The sequence below is a fragment of the Microbacterium gilvum genome (assembly GCF_039543865.1).
In the GTDB taxonomy this organism is placed as follows: domain Bacteria; phylum Actinomycetota; class Actinomycetes; order Actinomycetales; family Microbacteriaceae; genus Microbacterium; species Microbacterium gilvum.
The window spans coordinates 536,748-551,658 of the sequence record NZ_BAABKO010000002.1 but is presented as its reverse complement, the minus strand read 5'-3'; the positions used below and the strand labels follow the sequence as shown (position 1 = coordinate 551,658).

Below are 14,911 nucleotides of genomic sequence, written 5' to 3'. Positions count from 1 at the left end.
GTCGGCGCGGCCCGGTATCGTCTCGGGCATGACCGCACCGGCGCGCGCTGACGACTCCCCCGCTCGGATGGCCGGGGCGTGGGCCGGCGTCTGGCAGCTGCTCCGGGTGCTGGCGGCCGTCCTCCTACTCGCCGCCGTGGTGGCGCAGTTCGCCGACTCGTACCGCGAGGCGCAGCAGGCGACGGAGCCGTACGCGGCGCACCTCCCGACGGTGGTCGCGAACTTCTTCAGCTTCTTCACGATCGACTCCAACATCTCCAGCGCTGTCGTGCTCGTGCTGTCGGCGGTCGCGTTCTGGCGCGGCCGTGAGGCGCCCTGGATCGACGTCCTGCTCGCCTGCGTGTCGACCTACATGATCATCACCGGCATCGTCTACAACTCCCTGCTGCGCGGCATCGAGAGCACGGCGTCGGTCGTCCCCTGGTCGAACGAGGTACTGCACGTCGTCGGGCCGCTGTTCCTCCTCGCCGACGTGCTGCTCGCCCCTCGTCGCCGGGCGCTCCCCTGGACAGCCGTGTGGGCCATCGTGTCGTTCCCCGTCGTCTGGGCGGTGTACACCCTGCTCCGCGCGAACGCCATCACGAGCCCCGGAACAGGCAATCCGTGGTGGTATCCGTATCCCTTCCTCGATCCGCACCTGCAGGGCGGCTACGGCGGCGTCGCGCTCTACATCGTCGGCATCGCCGCCGCCATGGCCCTCGTCGGCTCGGGCGTCGTCGGGGTGTCGCGGCTGCGGGCGCGCGGCTGACCGCGGACGTCGCGGCGCCCCCGGATCGGGCGGACCCCTGCACGGCTCTAGACTGGAGGCCATGTCGAAGGTCCTGGAATCCCTCCCCGTCGGCGAGCGCGTCGGCATCGCCTTCTCCGGGGGTCTCGACACCTCCGTCGCGGTCGCGTGGATGCGCGACAAGGGCGCCGTCCCGCACACCTACACGGGCGACCTCGGCCAGCCCGACGAGGACGACATCGAGTCGATCCCCGGACGCGCGCTGCAGTACGGCGCGGAGGCGTCGCGCCTCATCGACTGCAAGCCGCTGCTCGTCGAGGAGGGCCTGTCGGCCCTCGCGTGCGGCGCGTTCCACATCCGCTCGGGCGGACGCACGTACTTCAACACGACGCCCATCGGGCGCGCCGTCACGGGCACGCTGCTCGTGCGCGCCATGAAGGAGGACGGCGTCGACATCTGGGGCGACGGCTCCACCTACAAGGGCAACGACATCGAGCGGTTCTACCGCTACGGCCTGCTCGCGAACCCCCGCCTGCGCATCTACAAGCCGTGGCTCGACGCGACGTTCGTGTCGGAGCTGGGCGGCCGCACCGAGATGAGCGAGTGGCTCGTCGCGCACGGCTACCCCTACCGCGACTCGGCGGAGAAGGCGTACTCGACCGATGCCAACATCTGGGGCGCGACGCACGAGGCCAAGACCCTCGAAGAGCTCGACGTGTCGCTCGAGACCGTCGACCCGATCATGGGCGTGCGGTTCTGGGACCCGTCCGTCGAGATCGAGACGGAGGACGTCACGGTGACGTTCGACGCCGGACGCCCGGTCGCCCTGGGCGGCGTCGAGTACAGCGACCCGGTGGCGCTCGTGTTCGAGGCGAACCGCATCGGCGGCCGGCACGGCCTCGGCATGAGCGACCAGATCGAGAACCGCATCATCGAGGCGAAGTCGCGCGGCATCTACGAGGCGCCCGGCATGGCGCTGCTCTTCACCGCCTACGAGCGGCTCGTCAACGGCATCCTCAACGAGGACACCCTCGCGACGTACCACGAGCAGGGCCGCCGTCTCGGCCGCCTCATGTACGAGGGCCGCTGGCTCGAGCCGCAGTCGCTCATGCTGCGCGAGGCCATCCAGAAGTGGGTCGGCTCGACCATCACGGGCAGCGTGACGCTGCGCCTGCGCCGCGGCGAGGACTACACGATCCTCGCGACCGAGGGCCCCGGCCTGTCGTACGCGCCCGAGAAGCTCTCCATGGAGCGGGTCGGCGATGCCGCGTTCGGCCCCGTCGACCGCATCGGCCAGCTCACGATGCGCAACCTCGACATCGCCGACTCGCGCTCGCGACTCGAGGGCTACGTCTCGCGCGGCCTCATCGGCGGCACGACGGGCGAGCTCATCGGCGCGCTCGAGAAGGGCGAGGCCGAGGAGATCACGACCGGCACCGAGGCCGACGAGGCGCTCGACGCCGTCGGCGAGTCGGCCGCGTTCGACGCCGGCACCGACTGACCGCGACGGCGATCGCCTGAACGCCGCGTCCGCCCGCTCTGGGCGGACGCGGCGTTCAGGTTCCGACCTTCCGGATGTCGCCGACCCGTGCCATCCTCATCTCGAACCCGGGCGCCCGGCCCGGCGAAGAGAGGGTCCGCCATGGGCTACAAGGTCTCGCCGTACATCTCGTTCCTCGACGGCGCGCAGGATGCGCTGGAGTTCTACCGCGACGTGCTCGGCGGCTCGCTGTCGATCATGCGGATGGGCGACATCCCCAACCCCGAGCTCGTCGAGTCCGACAAGGACAAGGTGATGCACGGCCAGCTCGACCTCGAGAACGGCTTCGTCATCATGGCGTCCGACACCCCGACGGGCATGCCGCGCGACGAGGGCGCGAACGTGTCGGTCACGATCTTCGGCGACGACGCCGACGAGTTGCGCGGCTACTTCGAGGCGCTCTCGAACGGCGGCACGGTGGTCGAGCCGTTCGCCCAGGCGCCCTGGGGCGACTGGTTCGGCATGCTCGTCGACCCGTTCGGCGTGTTCTGGATGATCAACAGCTCCGCGAACTGAGCGGATGGCCGGGGCCGCGGCCCCGGCCATCCGTCGTCATCGACGCCGCAGGCGCCCGGTGAGCATCGCGAGCAGGATGGCCGCGACGATGCCGATGACGGGAGGGATGCCGATGCCGAGCGCTCCCGACCCCCACGCGAGGAGGCTGGCGACGGCGTACACCGCGAGGTTGGCCCCGTCGACGCGCGGGAGCGCCTCGCCCTCGGGCATCTGCGTGCGGCGCCAGCGCGCGAGGTAGTCGCCGATGATGACGCCGCCGAGCGGCGGGATGAAGACCCCGAGCAGCGACAGGTACTGCGGCAGGTGCTCGTTGACGCCGACGAGGGCGAGCACGGTGCCGATGATCGATCCCCCGATGACGAAGGGGATCTTGCTCGGCCTCTCGAACATCTCGGCTCCTGCGACGCCGAACGCGTAGGCGGTGTCGGCGTTCGACTTCCACAGGTTGCCGAACAGCAGGAACAGCCCCCAGCCGATGAGGCCGAGCTCGTAGAGGACGAGCACGAAGTCGCCCTCGCCGAACGTGATCGCGCCGATCGCGCCGAAGAAGATCATGAGGCCGTTGCCGACGAGGAACCCGATGACGCACGCCCACACCGCCTGCCTGCCGGTGCGGCCGAAGCGCGTCCAGTTCGGCGCCTGCGTGCCCGCGGAGACGAAGGTGCCGACGACGGTCGTGACCGCGACCGCGAGCGTCATGGATCCCGCCGGCTCCACGGCGGCGAGCCCCGCCCATCCGCCGACCTCGTCGAGGGAGCGGAACACGACCCACACGGCGAGGATGAGGATGAGCGGCGTCGACACGAGCGACACCCAGTACATGCCGCGGTAGCCGTAGCAGGCGGTGACGCACATGAGCGCGCTCACGGCGATCATGACGGCGGCGCGGGGGCCGTAACCCTCCCAGCCGAACGCCTGCGCCGTGAGGTCGCCGATCGTGCCGATGACGACGCCGTACCAGCCGATCTGCGTGCCGCCGAGCAGCACGGAGGCGAGCTTCGAGCCGCGGGTGCCGAGCGTGTACCGCGCCATGACGACGGTCGTGAGCCCCGTGCGCGCGCCGATCCATCCGAGCGTCGCGACGTAGGCGCCCAGCACGAGCGACCCGATGAGGATGACCAGGAGCAGGTCGCGCAGCCCGAAGGCGGTGCCGAGCTCGGCGCCCGCGAGCATCGTCGGAGTGAAGACGGTGAAGCCCAGCAGCACGACGACGAGCGAGAAGAACGACTTCCGCGCGTGCGCGGGAACGGGGGTGACGGGGTAGTCGGCGTCGACGGCGGTGTCGGTCTCGACGCTCACGCGTCGACCCCGATGTCCTCCGCCCACAGGGCGGGCCGCTCGGTCATCATCCGGTCCATGAGGGCGATGCAGGTCGCGTCGTCGGCGACGACGAGCTCCTTGCCGTTCGACGCGAGCCACGCCTCCGACTCCTGGAAGCTGCGGTTCTCGCCGATGACGATGCGCGGGATCTCGTACAGCGTGGCGGTCCCCGCGCACATGTAGCAGGGCGAGAGCGTCGTGTAGAGCACGCTCTCGCGGTAGACGCTCGCGGGCAGCCTGCCGGCGTTCTCCAGGCAGTCGGTCTCGCCGTGGCGGATGACGCTGCCCATCTGGACGCGCCGGTTGCGTCCGACGGCGAGCACCTCTCCCCTGTGGACGAGTGCGGCGCCGATGGGGATGCCGCCCTCGTCCCATCCGATCTGCGCCTGCTCGATGGCCAGGTCCAGGTATCTGCGGTCGTCGTCGGTCAGCGGCACGGGCGCTCCTCGTCTCGATGGGGTGTCAGCATCCCATCGTCTCAGACGGGCGGCGACGCTACCGTCGCAGGATGCGCCGTGCGAGCCCGTTGCCGAGCGCCTGCACGATCTGCGTGATGACGATGATGATGACGAGCGCCGACCACGTCACGACGGGGTTGAACTGACGGAAGCCGTACGAGAGCGCGTAGTTGCCGAGGCCGTCGCCGCCGACGAGGCCCGCGACCGCGGACATGTCGATGATGGCGACGGTCGCGAACGTGTACCCGAGGATGAGCGGCCCGAGCCCCTCGGGCAGGATCACGGTGAGGATGATGCGCCACGGTCCCGCGCCCATCGCGCGCGCCGCCTCGATGACACCCGGGTCGACCGTGACGAGGTTCTGCTCCACGATGCGCGCGATTCCGAAGGTCGCGGCCGCGGAGATGGAGAAGATGATCATCTCGTTGCCGAACCCCGTGCCGATGAGGAGGCGCGCGATGGGCTGCATCGCGACGAGGAAGATGATGAACGGGATGGGCCGGAAGGTGTTGACGAGGATGTTCAGCACCCAGAACACGACCGGCTGCTGGAGCACTCCCCCGCGACGCGTGACCGTGATGGCCGTGCCGACGATGAGGCCGCCGATGCCGCCGAAGACGAGCGAGGCCGCGACGAGCCAGAGCGTCGTGCCCGTCTGCTCGAGGAGGGCGGGGGCGAGATCGGCGATCTCCGCGATGAGGTCGTTCATGCCGCCACCTCCGTGATGGTCACGCCCGCGCCGATGCCGTCGATGGCCTCCTGCACGCGCTCCGCGTCGCCTCGCACGGCGATCGTCAGCAGTCCGTAGACGCGGCCCTGGATGTCGTCGACGCCGCCGTGGACGAGGTTGAAGTCGACGCCCGCCCTTGCGAGCGCTCCGAAGACGCGCGCCTCCGATGCGCCCTCGTCGGTGAACGAGATCGTGAAGAAGCGGCCCTCATGCTGGGCGCGCAGCGCGACGAGCGCGTCGCCCTCGGGCAGGGCGCGGACGACCGTGCGCACGAACCGCCGGGCCGTGTCGGTCTGGGGACGGGTGAAGACGTCGTAGGTGGCCCCGTGCTCGACGACGCGGCCTGCCTCCATGACGGCGACCTTGTTGGCGATCCGGGCGATGACGTCCATCTCGTGGGTGATGACGACGATGGTGACCCCCAGCTCGCGGTTCACGCGGGCGAGCAGCTCGAGCACCTCGTCGGTCGTCTCGGGATCGAGCGCGCTCGTCGCCTCGTCGGCAAGCAGGATCTCGGGGTCGACGGCGAGGGCGCGCGCGATGCCGACACGCTGCTGCTGGCCTCCCGACAGCTGCTCGGGATAGGCGTCGGCCTTGTCGGCGAGGCCGACGAACTCGAGCAGTTCGGTCACCCGCCTGGCGCGCTCGGCGCGGGGGACGCCCGCCACCTCGAGCGGGTAGGCGACGTTGCGGCGGATCGATCGCGAGCGCAGCAGATTGAATCGCTGGAAGATCATCCCGATGCGCTGGCGCACCTGCCGCAGCCCGCCCTCGGAGAGGCGCGTGATGTCGGTTCCGTCGATGTCGATCGATCCCGCCGTCACGGGCTCGAGCCCGTTGACGAGACGGACGAGGGTCGACTTGCCGGCACCGGAGTATCCGATGACGCCGAAGATGTCGCCCTTCTCGATAGCGAGGGTGACGTCGTCGACCGCCGAGACGGGCGAGCCGCCCCTCTTGGCGGGCGGGTACGTCTTCGAGACGCCGGTCAACGTGATGTGCGCCATGGATGTCCTCTGGTCGGGGCCTGGACAGCGGTCGTGCGCGGCGCCCCGGGGGGCGCCGCGCACGGACGATTCTCGCAGGCGGCTCAGCCCTGCAGCGACGCCTCGACGTCGGCGAGCGACGCCTGCAGGTCCTCGGCGGGCGTGGTCGCGAAGACGGCGGTGCCGCCTGCCGTCTCCTGCACGCCGTCGAGCACCTCCTGGTCGCCCTGGTAGATCTCGACGAGCCGGTTGAGGACCTCGTTGTCGACGTCGTCGGCGCGCACGGCGAAGATGTTCACGTACGGCAGCGCGGTCGGGTCGGAGGGGTCGTCGGCCGCGATCGCGTCGGCCGACGTGAGACCGGCGTTGCCGAGGAAGTCGTTGTTGACGATCGCCGCGGCGACGTCGGGGAGCGACGTGACGGTGAGGGCGGCATCCGCCGACTCGACGACCACGCGCGACTCGTCCTCGACGACGTCCTCGAGGGTCGACGACGAGTTGCCGCCGTCCTGAAGAGTGATGAGGCCGGCCGACTGCAGCACGAGCAGCCCGCGAGCCTGGTTCACGGTGTCGTTGGGGACGACGACGGTCTCGCCGTCGGGGATGTCGTCGACCGAATCGTACTTCTCGGAGTAGAGGCCGAGCGGGTAGATCGCCGTCGCGCCGATGGGCTGGAGGTCGTCGCCTGCGCTGACGTTGTAGTCGGCGAGGTACTGGATGTGCTGGAACTGGTTGATGTCGAGCTCGCCCTCGCTGAGCGCGGGGTTCGGCTGCGTGTACTCCGTGAAGTCGACGATCTCGAGCGAGATGCCCTCGGCCTCGACGGCCTCCTCGTAGACGCTCCAGTACTCGTCGCTCGCGCCGACGACGCCGAGCTGGACCGGGTTCTCCTCGGTGCCGAGCTCGGCCTCTGCGTCGCCTCCGGACGCGCAGCCCGCGAGGGCCAGGATGCTGATCGCCGCGATGGGCGCGATGGTGCGGATGCGGAATGCCATGGGTGCTGCTCCTCGGGTGAAGGGGTTCCACGGTAGGCAGACCCCGGGTCGCCGCGCGAACCCGCGCGACACACACCGCAATGCGCCGCCCGCTCAGTCCGAATCCATCGGCGAGGTCGTCGTGGGAGTGTCCCCGTCTGCGGGCTGCACCTCGGGCAGCCTCGGCCTGCCGGTTCGCCCGCTCCGGTGGACGTCGGTGGTTCCGGGTAGGGTGCTTTGTGCTGGTCCGGGCTGGAAATCAGATCGGAAAAGTTCTCGAATATCCTTGCGAATGTCGTGCGGGCGTGGGATGATCTTCATGTGGACGAAGATGCGAGCGGTCGGGGTCTGTCGGGATGGTTCCCGACAGACGATGAGACCGCGCGGATGGGTGTCCTGGTGGACGCGATGGATCTCGGGGCGAGGTCGATGGCGACTCTGGAGGCGGCGCAGGTGCTGCTGATCGCGCATCTCGTGCAGGTCGCGTGCGTCCAATACGACCGGGAGCTTCGTGCCGCGCGCCCAGGGGAGGAGGACCGGGGGTGGGCGTTCCGGTCGCTGGCGGAGGAGATCGCGGGGGTGCTGGGCTGCTCGCGGCAGACCGCGCAGGCGAAGATGGGCGACTCGGTCGCGCTGGTGAATGACTACCCCGGCACCCTCACGGGCATGCAGGCCGGTCACGTGTCCGCCGCGCAGGCGCGGGTCATCCTCCGCCACGGCGACACTCTCGACCATGACGCGCGGGGCGTGTACGAGGAGCGCGTCCTCGCCCGTCTGGCGGAGGGCCCGATGAACACCGCCCGGCTCGGGGCGGTGTGCGAGAAGATCGCCGAGGACGTGAACCCCGAGACCCTGCAGGAGCGGCACGAGGCCGCGCACGCCCGCCGCAGGGTGTCGTTCCAGCGCGATCGCGATGGGATGGGATGGCTGCACGCGTACCTGCCCGCTCTCGTCGGCGAAGCCGCCATCGAACGCATCCGCACCCTCGCCGCCGAACTCGCCACCACCACCGGCACTGCCGCGGCCGGCGAGGCTGCGCCCCGCGGGGCGGCGTTCGGCCTCGCCCCCATGGCGGCGACGTCAGCGGCGGCCCCGGAGCCGGCGTCGATCGAGGCCGTGCGGGATGAGCGGACCGCGGCGCAGCGGCAGGCGGACGTGCTGGCCGATCTGCTGCTCGCCGGGGCACCGACCGCGGGCCCCGACGGCATCCCGACCGGACTCGCCGGCATCCGCGCGAGCGTGCAGATCACCATCCCCGCCCACGCCTTCACCTGCGCCACCCGAACCCGCGCCGACGAGGAGGGCACCGCGACAGGAACCCGCACCGGCGAAGCCGCCGGTCACGACGTCATCCCCGGGCTCGGCGACACCGCATGGACGGCCGCGCACACCGAGAACGGCCCGCACCCGCCACCCGGCGTACACACCGGCACCGGCACCCGCCTCGGCACCCGCGCCCCTGACGGGGCCTGGCTGTGCGGGCACGGCGTCATCCCGATCGTGCAGGCCGTCGGCCTCGCCGCCCGGGCCCCCGTCTGGGAGCGCCTCTTCCACGACGCCGACACCGGCGCCCTCCTCACCGCCGACCAGAGATTCCCCACGGCCGCGCAACGCCGCTACCTCAAAGCCCGCGACGAGCACTGCCGCTTCCCCGGCTGCCGCAGCCCCATCCGCACACGCACCAGCGACGCCGACCACACCCGCGACCACCACCACGGCGGGCCCACGTGCATCTGCAACCTCGCCTACCTCTGCGAAGGCCACCACACCCTCAAACACCACTCCGCCTGGACCGTGCACCAGAAACCCGGCGGCATCCTCGAGTGGACATCTCCTGTCGGACGCACCTACTCCGACCGCCCCGCACCCGCCATCCGCTTCACCCCCGACACCGACCCACCACCCTTCTGAGCCGCGGGGCGGCACGACCCCGCCATCCCTCGTACTCGGGGGGAGCGGAACTTCGCGCGCACCCGGTGGGGTCGCCCCTCGCGCAGAGCAGGTCGCCTTCCGGTCGCCTCGCGAGCGGGCCGAGTCGATCAGGGTGACACGGCGCCGTCAGCGGAACGGGGCGGCGATGCCGTTGCGGTGGTACTCGAAGATGATGCTCGTGCGCGTCGTCGCGACCGACTGCTGCGCCGAGAGGTGCTCGACGACGAACTCGCGCACGTCGGACGCCCCTTCCACGGCGATGTGCACGAGGAAGTCGTCGGTGCCGCCGAGGAAGAACAGCTGCAGCACCTGCGGCAGACGGCGCACCTCGTCGGCGAAGGCGACGATGCTGTCATGTCGCGCGCCGGGGCGCAGCGTGACGCCGATCATCGCCTGCAGCCCCTTGCCGAGGCGCGCCTGGTCGACGCTCGCGTGGAATCCCGCGACGACGCCGCGATCGACGAGCGCCCTGACACGGGCGTGGGCGGTCGACGGGGCGACATCGAGGGCGGCCGCGAGGTCGGCGTTCGTGATGCGCCCCTCGCGTTCGAGGATGGCGACGATGCGCGCGTCGAGGTCGTCGAGCTCGACGGGGCGAACATCCTTCGCGAGGGGGCGGCGCGGAGCGGTGGGCATGCGCCGAATGTACCGCCCGAACGGATTCTTCCGAAGGATCATCGGCTGCCCTGCCATCCGATCGAAGGTTCTGCGACGCTCGACGCAGGGCCATCCCGCCCCTCGTCGCCGCCGACCGGGAGCACACCATGCGCATCGGCATCCCCACCGAGATCAAGAACAACGAGAACCGCGTCGCCCTCACGCCGGCCGGCGCCGACGCCCTCGTGCACCGCGGGCACGAGGTGCTCGTGCAGGCCGGGGCGGGCACGGGCTCGCACTTCTCCGATGCCGAGTACGCCGCGGCGGGCGCGCGGATCGTCGCCACCGCCGACGCCGTGTGGGGCGACGCCGAGCTGCTCGTCAAGGTGAAGGAACCCGTCGCGGAGGAGTACGGGCGCCTGCGCGACGACCTCACGCTCTTCGCCTACCTGCATCTCGCGGCCGACCGTCCGCTCACGGATGCCCTCGTCGCGTCGGGGACGACGGCCGTCGCGTACGAGACCGTGCAGCTCGCCGACCGCTCGCTGCCGCTCCTCACGCCGATGAGCGAGGTGGCGGGGCGGCTGTCGATCGGCGTCGGCGCCTTCCAGCTCATGCGCCCCCAGGGCGGTCGCGGCATGCTGCTCGGCGGCGTCGCCGGCGCGCCGCGCGCGCAGGTCGTCGTCATCGGAGGCGGCGTCGCAGGCGAGCATGCCGCCGCGAACGCACTGGGCCTCGGTGCGCAGGTGACCGTGATCGACGTGAACCTGCCGCGCCTGCGCGAGCTGGAGCAGCGGTACGGCGGCGCGCTGCAGACGCGGCACTCCACGCGGTACGCGATCGCCGAGGCCGTGCGGACGGGCGACCTCGTCATCGGGTCCGTGCTCATCCCCGGGGCGGCGGCCCCCAAGCTCGTCACGGATGAGATGGTCGCGGAGATGAAGCCGGGCGCCGTGCTCGTCGACATCGCGATCGACCAGGGCGGGTGCTTCGAGGGGTCGCGGCCGACGACCCATGACGACCCGACGTTCCGCGTGCACGACGCCCTGTACTACTGCGTCGCGAACATGCCCGGCGCGGTGCCCGAGACCTCCACGCGCGCGCTAACGAACGCGACGCTGCCGTACGTCGCGGCCATCGCCGAGCGCGGATGGGACGGTGCGGCCGCCGCCGACGCGGCGCTCGCGCGCGGTCTCAACGTGCGCGGAGGTGCCGTGACGAACGCGGGCGTCGCCGCCGCGTTCGGCTACGTGCTCGCGAGCTGACCGGCCTCCATCGGCTCACGTCAGCAGCGCCGCAAGCCGTTCGGCGTCGCCGCGCAGCGCCTGCGCCGCGCCCAGCAGCGCCTCCATCCGGTCGCTCGGGCCGGCGACGCACAGCGCGGCGACGAGCGCGCCGTCCTCCGCGCGCAGCGGGATGGCCGCGCACGCCCATCCCGCGGCGAGCGCGTCGGACTGCACGGCGAGCCCGGCGCCTCCGTCGCGGCGATCGGCGAGCCACAGCCGCCCGGCCGCCGAGCGCTGCGGGTCGCGCGCGAGAGCCGCGGCGTCGTGCAGCGGCACGACGGGGTCGGCGTCGAGGGGTCGCGGTCCGTCATCCTCGTAGGCGACGAGGTGCACGGCGAGCGGCGACATGCGGGCGCGCACCTCGGCGAGGCGCTCGCGGGCCGCGCGCGACAGGCGCATGCCCGCCGAGGGGCGGGGGCCCGCGAGCTCGGCGACCTTGCGCCCGAGGGCGAGCCCCGAGATGTCGGCGAGGCGCACGAGGTACTCCTCCTGCACGAGCAGGTTGACGAGGCGGTAGACGGTCGCGCGGGGCAGCGCGAGGCGGTCGACGAGCTCGCGCACGGTCACGCCCGGCCCCGCCTTGGCGACCTCCTCGAGCACGACGAGGGCCGAGTGGATGGCGCGCGGCTGCTTGGGATGGAGGTCCCGATCCTCATCCACCGCCGGCCCCGTCCACGCCGCGGTCACCTCCGCGCGTCCCCGCCCAGAACGTCCGAGGCGAGCGGCACGTCGCGCACGGCACGCGGTGCGGCACCCGCTCGCGCGCGGAACACGGCGAGCACGACGACGGCGCCGACGAGCGCGCCCGCGAAGAGCACGACCGACCACACGCTGACGACGTCGCCCGTCATGGTGAGGAACACCACCAGCCCTGCGGCCAGCACGACGGCCGCCGCGACGGCGCGGACGACGGGCCACAGCGTCGCCTCGCCGATGCGACGGAGGAAGGGCGGCACGGCCGCGCAGACGAGAACGTAGCCGAGCAGGAAGCCCGTGCCGGATGCGACGAGCACGATCTCCATGACCGAGATCATGTCGAAGTCGGCCAGCCGCAGGATGACCGGCACGACGACGATGACGGGCACGAGCAGCGCGACGGCGCGCACCGGCACCCCGGTCCTCTCGGAGGTGCGTCCGAGGCCGACGGGCAGCAGCCCTTCGCGCGCCATGGAGAAGAGGATGCGCACGCCCGCCGTGGTCGCCGCGACCGCGGCGGCGAAGAACGAGAACGCGACGAGCACGTCGAGCGCGACGGCCGCCCATCCGACGCCGAACCCGCGGGCGATGTCGTCCATGGGCGTCCCGGAGGCGGCAAGGTCGAGGCCGAGCAGATCGAAAGCGGCCACCTCGGCGATCGAGACGAGCACGAAGAGCGCTCCGGCGGCGAGCACGGTCCACGTCAGCACGCGCGGGATGGTCGCGAACGGGCGCTTCGCCTCGACGCCGAGCGACGCCGAGCTCTCGAAGCCCACGAACGCCGTCATCGCGATGACGACGGCGACGACGAGCCCCTGCGGATGGTCGGGGCGGGGCACGTAGGCGGCGGGGTCGATCGGCACGACGGTGAGCAGCACGACGACCACCACGAGCAGGGCCGTGACGGTGGCGACCTCGATGAGCAGGGTGAGGCGAGTCGAAAGGCGGATGCCGCCCAGCAGCACGGCGATGAAGGCGGCGCCGATCGCGACGAGCACGAGGCATCCGACGACGGTCGGCACGCCGGATGGGGCGAACGCGATGACGAGGAAGTGGCCGGCCGAGAACAGCTCGCTCATGGCGACGAACGCGTAGCCGACGAGCATCGCGGCGCCGGCGACGAGCGAGGCGCGGGGGCCGAGCCCGAGCGAGACGAAGGTGTAGATGCCCCCTGCCGCCGCCACGCGGCGCGCGAAGACGCTCACGCTGGCCGCGACGGCGAGCGCGATGACCGCGGCGATCGCGATGGCGATGACCGATCCCGCGCCGGCCGTGGCGACGGCGAGGATGGGGATGGTGGTGGCGGCGGCCGACGGGGCGATGGCCGCCACCGACTGGCCGAGCACGTCGAAGAAGCCCACCGAGCGGCGGGCGAGACCCGACACGGGCGAGTTCGCCCCGACGCCCGGGACCGGGTCGGGTCGCGCGATGGCGCGTTCCAGCGCCTCCATCCGGGTGCCTCTCGTCATGCCGACATCGTGCGCCGAGGCTATCGCCGGCGTGTGTCGGGCGGATGACGCGGGCGTGCGGGGCAAATGAGACGGCCGTTCTCGTTTGCCCGGCTCAGCTCTTCACGGCGGGGCAACGACCGGGTCACGGCGGTCGGAGAACGTGGGGTCACCCGCATCCCCCACCCCGGAGGTCCTCATGTCGACCACTGAACGGGCCGTCGCCCCCGCGACGCCGGCCCGCGCCCTCACGGGCAGCCTCGGCACCGGAGCGATCGTGCTCATGGTCGTCGCGGCCGCCTCCCCGCTCACGGTCGTCGGAGGGGCCGCCCCGCTCGGCGTCCTCTTCGGCAACGGCGTCGGCTACCCGGCCATGTACGCCTTCTCCGCCCTCGTGCTCGTGCTGTTCACCGTCGGCCTCTCGGCGATGTCGAAGGCCATCCCGAAGCCCGGCGCCTTCTTCACGTACATCGGGCACGGCCTCGGCCGCCCGTCGGGCGTCGCGGCCGCATGGCTCGCCATCCTCACGTACACGGCCATCCAGGCGTGCGTCTACGGCTACATCGGCGCCGTGCTCTCGGGCACGATCGCGGGTCTCGGCGGACCCGACCTGCCGTGGTGGCTCTACAGCCTCGCGATCGTCGCGATCACGGGCGTGCTGGGGTACACCCACATCGAGCTGAGCGCGCGCGTGCTCGGCGTGCTGCTGCTCGGCGAGGTCGCGATCGTCGTCGCGCTCGTCGTGGCCGTCGTCGCGACGGGCGGGGCGGAGGGGCTCTCGCTCGCGCCCTTCGAGCCCGCCAACGTGTTCTCGGGCGCCCCCGGCGTGGGGCTCATGTTCGCCATCGCGGCGTTCATCGGGTTCGAGTCGACGGCCGTGTTCCGCAGCGAGGCGAAGGACCCCGACCGCACCGTCCCGCGCGCGACGTACATCGCCGTGATCGGCGTCGGCGTCTTTTACACCGTCGCCTCGTGGGCCCTCATCATGGCGTGGGGGCCGAGCGGCGCCGTCGACGCCGTCGCGGCCGACTACGCGAACGTCGTCATCCTGACGACGGCGCAGTACCTCGGCCCCGTGGGCGAGGCGATCATGAACGTGCTGCTGATCACGAGCATCTTCGCGTGCATCCTGTCGTTCCACAACGTGCTCACCCGCTACCAGCACTCCATGGCGACGGCGGGGCTCCTGCCCGACTCGCTCGCGCGCGTGCACGTGCGGCACGGCTCGCCGTTCGTGTCGTCGCTCGCGCAGACCGCGACGGCCGGCGTGCTCGTCGTGCTGTTCGCCGTGCTCGGACTCGACCCCGTGCTGCACGTCTTCACGTGGTTCGCGGGCGTCGCGACCCTCGCGATCGTCGTGCTCATGGCTGTGACGTCGATCGCCGTGATCGTGCACTTCCGCCGCACGCGCTCCGCCGTCGGCGCGTGGAGCGCGATCGTCGCCCCCGCGCTCGGCTTCGTCGGGCTCGTGCTGTGCGGCGTCGCGATCGTCGCGTACTTCCCCCTGCTCGTCGGCGACGTCGACGCCGCGGGCGCCCCCGTCTTCGGCGCCGTGAGCGTCTTCCTCCTCGCCCTCGTCGTGCTCTTCCCGCTGTTCGGGTACGTGCAGGCCGCCGTGCTGCGCGCGCGGCGGCCGGAGCGCTACGAGCTCGTGATCGACACCATCGCCGAAGGCGCCTGACCCCTCTCCCGAAGGAACCA

Annotated in this window: 14 protein-coding genes; 6 read left to right on the top strand and 8 right to left on the bottom strand. The window is 71.7% G+C overall.

What is annotated here, in order from left to right; genetic code table 11:
• Window positions 1-28 precede the first annotated feature (28 nt).
• The 3 genes from ABD998_RS08405 (at window position 29) to ABD998_RS08395 (ending at window position 2,783) form a co-directional block, all read left to right on the top strand.
• Window positions 29-748, top strand: a complete 720-nt coding sequence (locus tag ABD998_RS08405; RefSeq protein ID WP_345437971.1) for a Pr6Pr family membrane protein — start codon at window positions 29-31, stop codon at window positions 746-748.
• Window positions 749-809: 61 nt separating this feature from the next.
• Window positions 810-2,228, top strand: coding sequence for an argininosuccinate synthase (gene argG, locus ABD998_RS08400; RefSeq protein WP_345437969.1), 1,419 nt, complete (start codon window positions 810-812; stop codon window positions 2,226-2,228).
• A gap of 141 nt (window positions 2,229-2,369) precedes the next feature.
• Window positions 2,370-2,783: a VOC family protein gene (locus tag ABD998_RS08395; protein ID WP_345437967.1), complete on the top strand. Its 414-nt coding sequence runs from the start codon at window positions 2,370-2,372 to the stop codon at window positions 2,781-2,783.
• A 36-nt stretch (window positions 2,784-2,819) separates the two neighbouring features.
• On the opposite strand, the gene codB is transcribed toward ABD998_RS08395, so the two are convergent.
• The 5 genes from codB to ABD998_RS08370 form a co-directional block, all read right to left on the bottom strand.
• Window positions 2,820-4,082, bottom strand: a complete 1,263-nt coding sequence (gene codB / locus ABD998_RS08390) for a cytosine permease (protein WP_345437965.1) — start codon at window positions 4,080-4,082, stop codon at window positions 2,820-2,822.
• A complete protein-coding gene (locus ABD998_RS08385) occupies window positions 4,079-4,540 on the bottom strand; it encodes a nucleoside deaminase (protein WP_345437963.1) in 462 nt (153 codons plus the stop codon). Before ABD998_RS08385 ends, codB begins: the two co-directional genes overlap by 4 nt.
• Before the next feature lie 58 nt (window positions 4,541-4,598).
• Complete coding sequence (locus ABD998_RS08380) at window positions 4,599-5,270, bottom strand: methionine ABC transporter permease (RefSeq protein ID WP_345437960.1); 672 nt, start codon at window positions 5,268-5,270, stop codon at window positions 4,599-4,601.
• On the bottom strand, window positions 5,267-6,298 hold the full coding sequence (locus ABD998_RS08375; protein WP_345437958.1) for a methionine ABC transporter ATP-binding protein: 1,032 nt from the start codon (window positions 6,296-6,298) through the stop codon (window positions 5,267-5,269). The genes ABD998_RS08380 and ABD998_RS08375 overlap by 4 nt, the downstream gene beginning before the upstream one ends.
• Before the next feature lie 83 nt (window positions 6,299-6,381).
• The gene (locus tag ABD998_RS08370; RefSeq protein ID WP_345437956.1) at window positions 6,382-7,272 is read right to left on the bottom strand and encodes a MetQ/NlpA family ABC transporter substrate-binding protein; all 891 of its coding nucleotides are present in this window, start codon (window positions 7,270-7,272) and stop codon (window positions 6,382-6,384) included.
• Between the two features lie 408 nt (window positions 7,273-7,680).
• Between ABD998_RS08370 and ABD998_RS08365 the strand changes: the two genes are divergently transcribed.
• Window positions 7,681-9,162, top strand: coding sequence for an HNH endonuclease (locus ABD998_RS08365; protein WP_345437954.1), 1,482 nt, complete (start codon window positions 7,681-7,683; stop codon window positions 9,160-9,162).
• Window positions 9,163-9,309: 147 nt separating this feature from the next.
• Here the strand turns inward: ABD998_RS08365 and ABD998_RS08360 are convergent, their stop codons facing one another.
• On the bottom strand, window positions 9,310-9,819 hold the full coding sequence (locus tag ABD998_RS08360) for an Lrp/AsnC family transcriptional regulator (RefSeq protein WP_345437951.1): 510 nt from the start codon (window positions 9,817-9,819) through the stop codon (window positions 9,310-9,312).
• Between the two features lie 128 nt (window positions 9,820-9,947).
• Between ABD998_RS08360 and ald the strand changes: the two genes are divergently transcribed.
• A complete protein-coding gene (gene ald, locus ABD998_RS08355; RefSeq protein WP_345437949.1) occupies window positions 9,948-11,045 on the top strand; it encodes an alanine dehydrogenase in 1,098 nt (365 codons plus the stop codon).
• Window positions 11,046-11,060: 15 nt separating this feature from the next.
• Here the strand turns inward: ald and ABD998_RS08350 are convergent, their stop codons facing one another.
• Together ABD998_RS08350 and ABD998_RS08345 are read right to left on the bottom strand one after the other, a co-directional pair.
• Window positions 11,061-11,726: a helix-turn-helix domain-containing protein gene (locus ABD998_RS08350; RefSeq protein WP_345437947.1), complete on the bottom strand. Its 666-nt coding sequence runs from the start codon at window positions 11,724-11,726 to the stop codon at window positions 11,061-11,063.
• Between the two features lie 23 nt (window positions 11,727-11,749).
• On the bottom strand, window positions 11,750-13,231 hold the full coding sequence (locus ABD998_RS08345; protein WP_345437945.1) for an APC family permease: 1,482 nt from the start codon (window positions 13,229-13,231) through the stop codon (window positions 11,750-11,752).
• A gap of 178 nt (window positions 13,232-13,409) precedes the next feature.
• Between ABD998_RS08345 and ABD998_RS08340 the strand changes: the two genes are divergently transcribed.
• The gene (locus ABD998_RS08340) at window positions 13,410-14,891 is read left to right on the top strand and encodes an APC family permease (protein ID WP_345437943.1); all 1,482 of its coding nucleotides are present in this window, start codon (window positions 13,410-13,412) and stop codon (window positions 14,889-14,891) included.
• The last annotated feature ends 20 nt before the right edge of the window (window positions 14,892-14,911 follow it).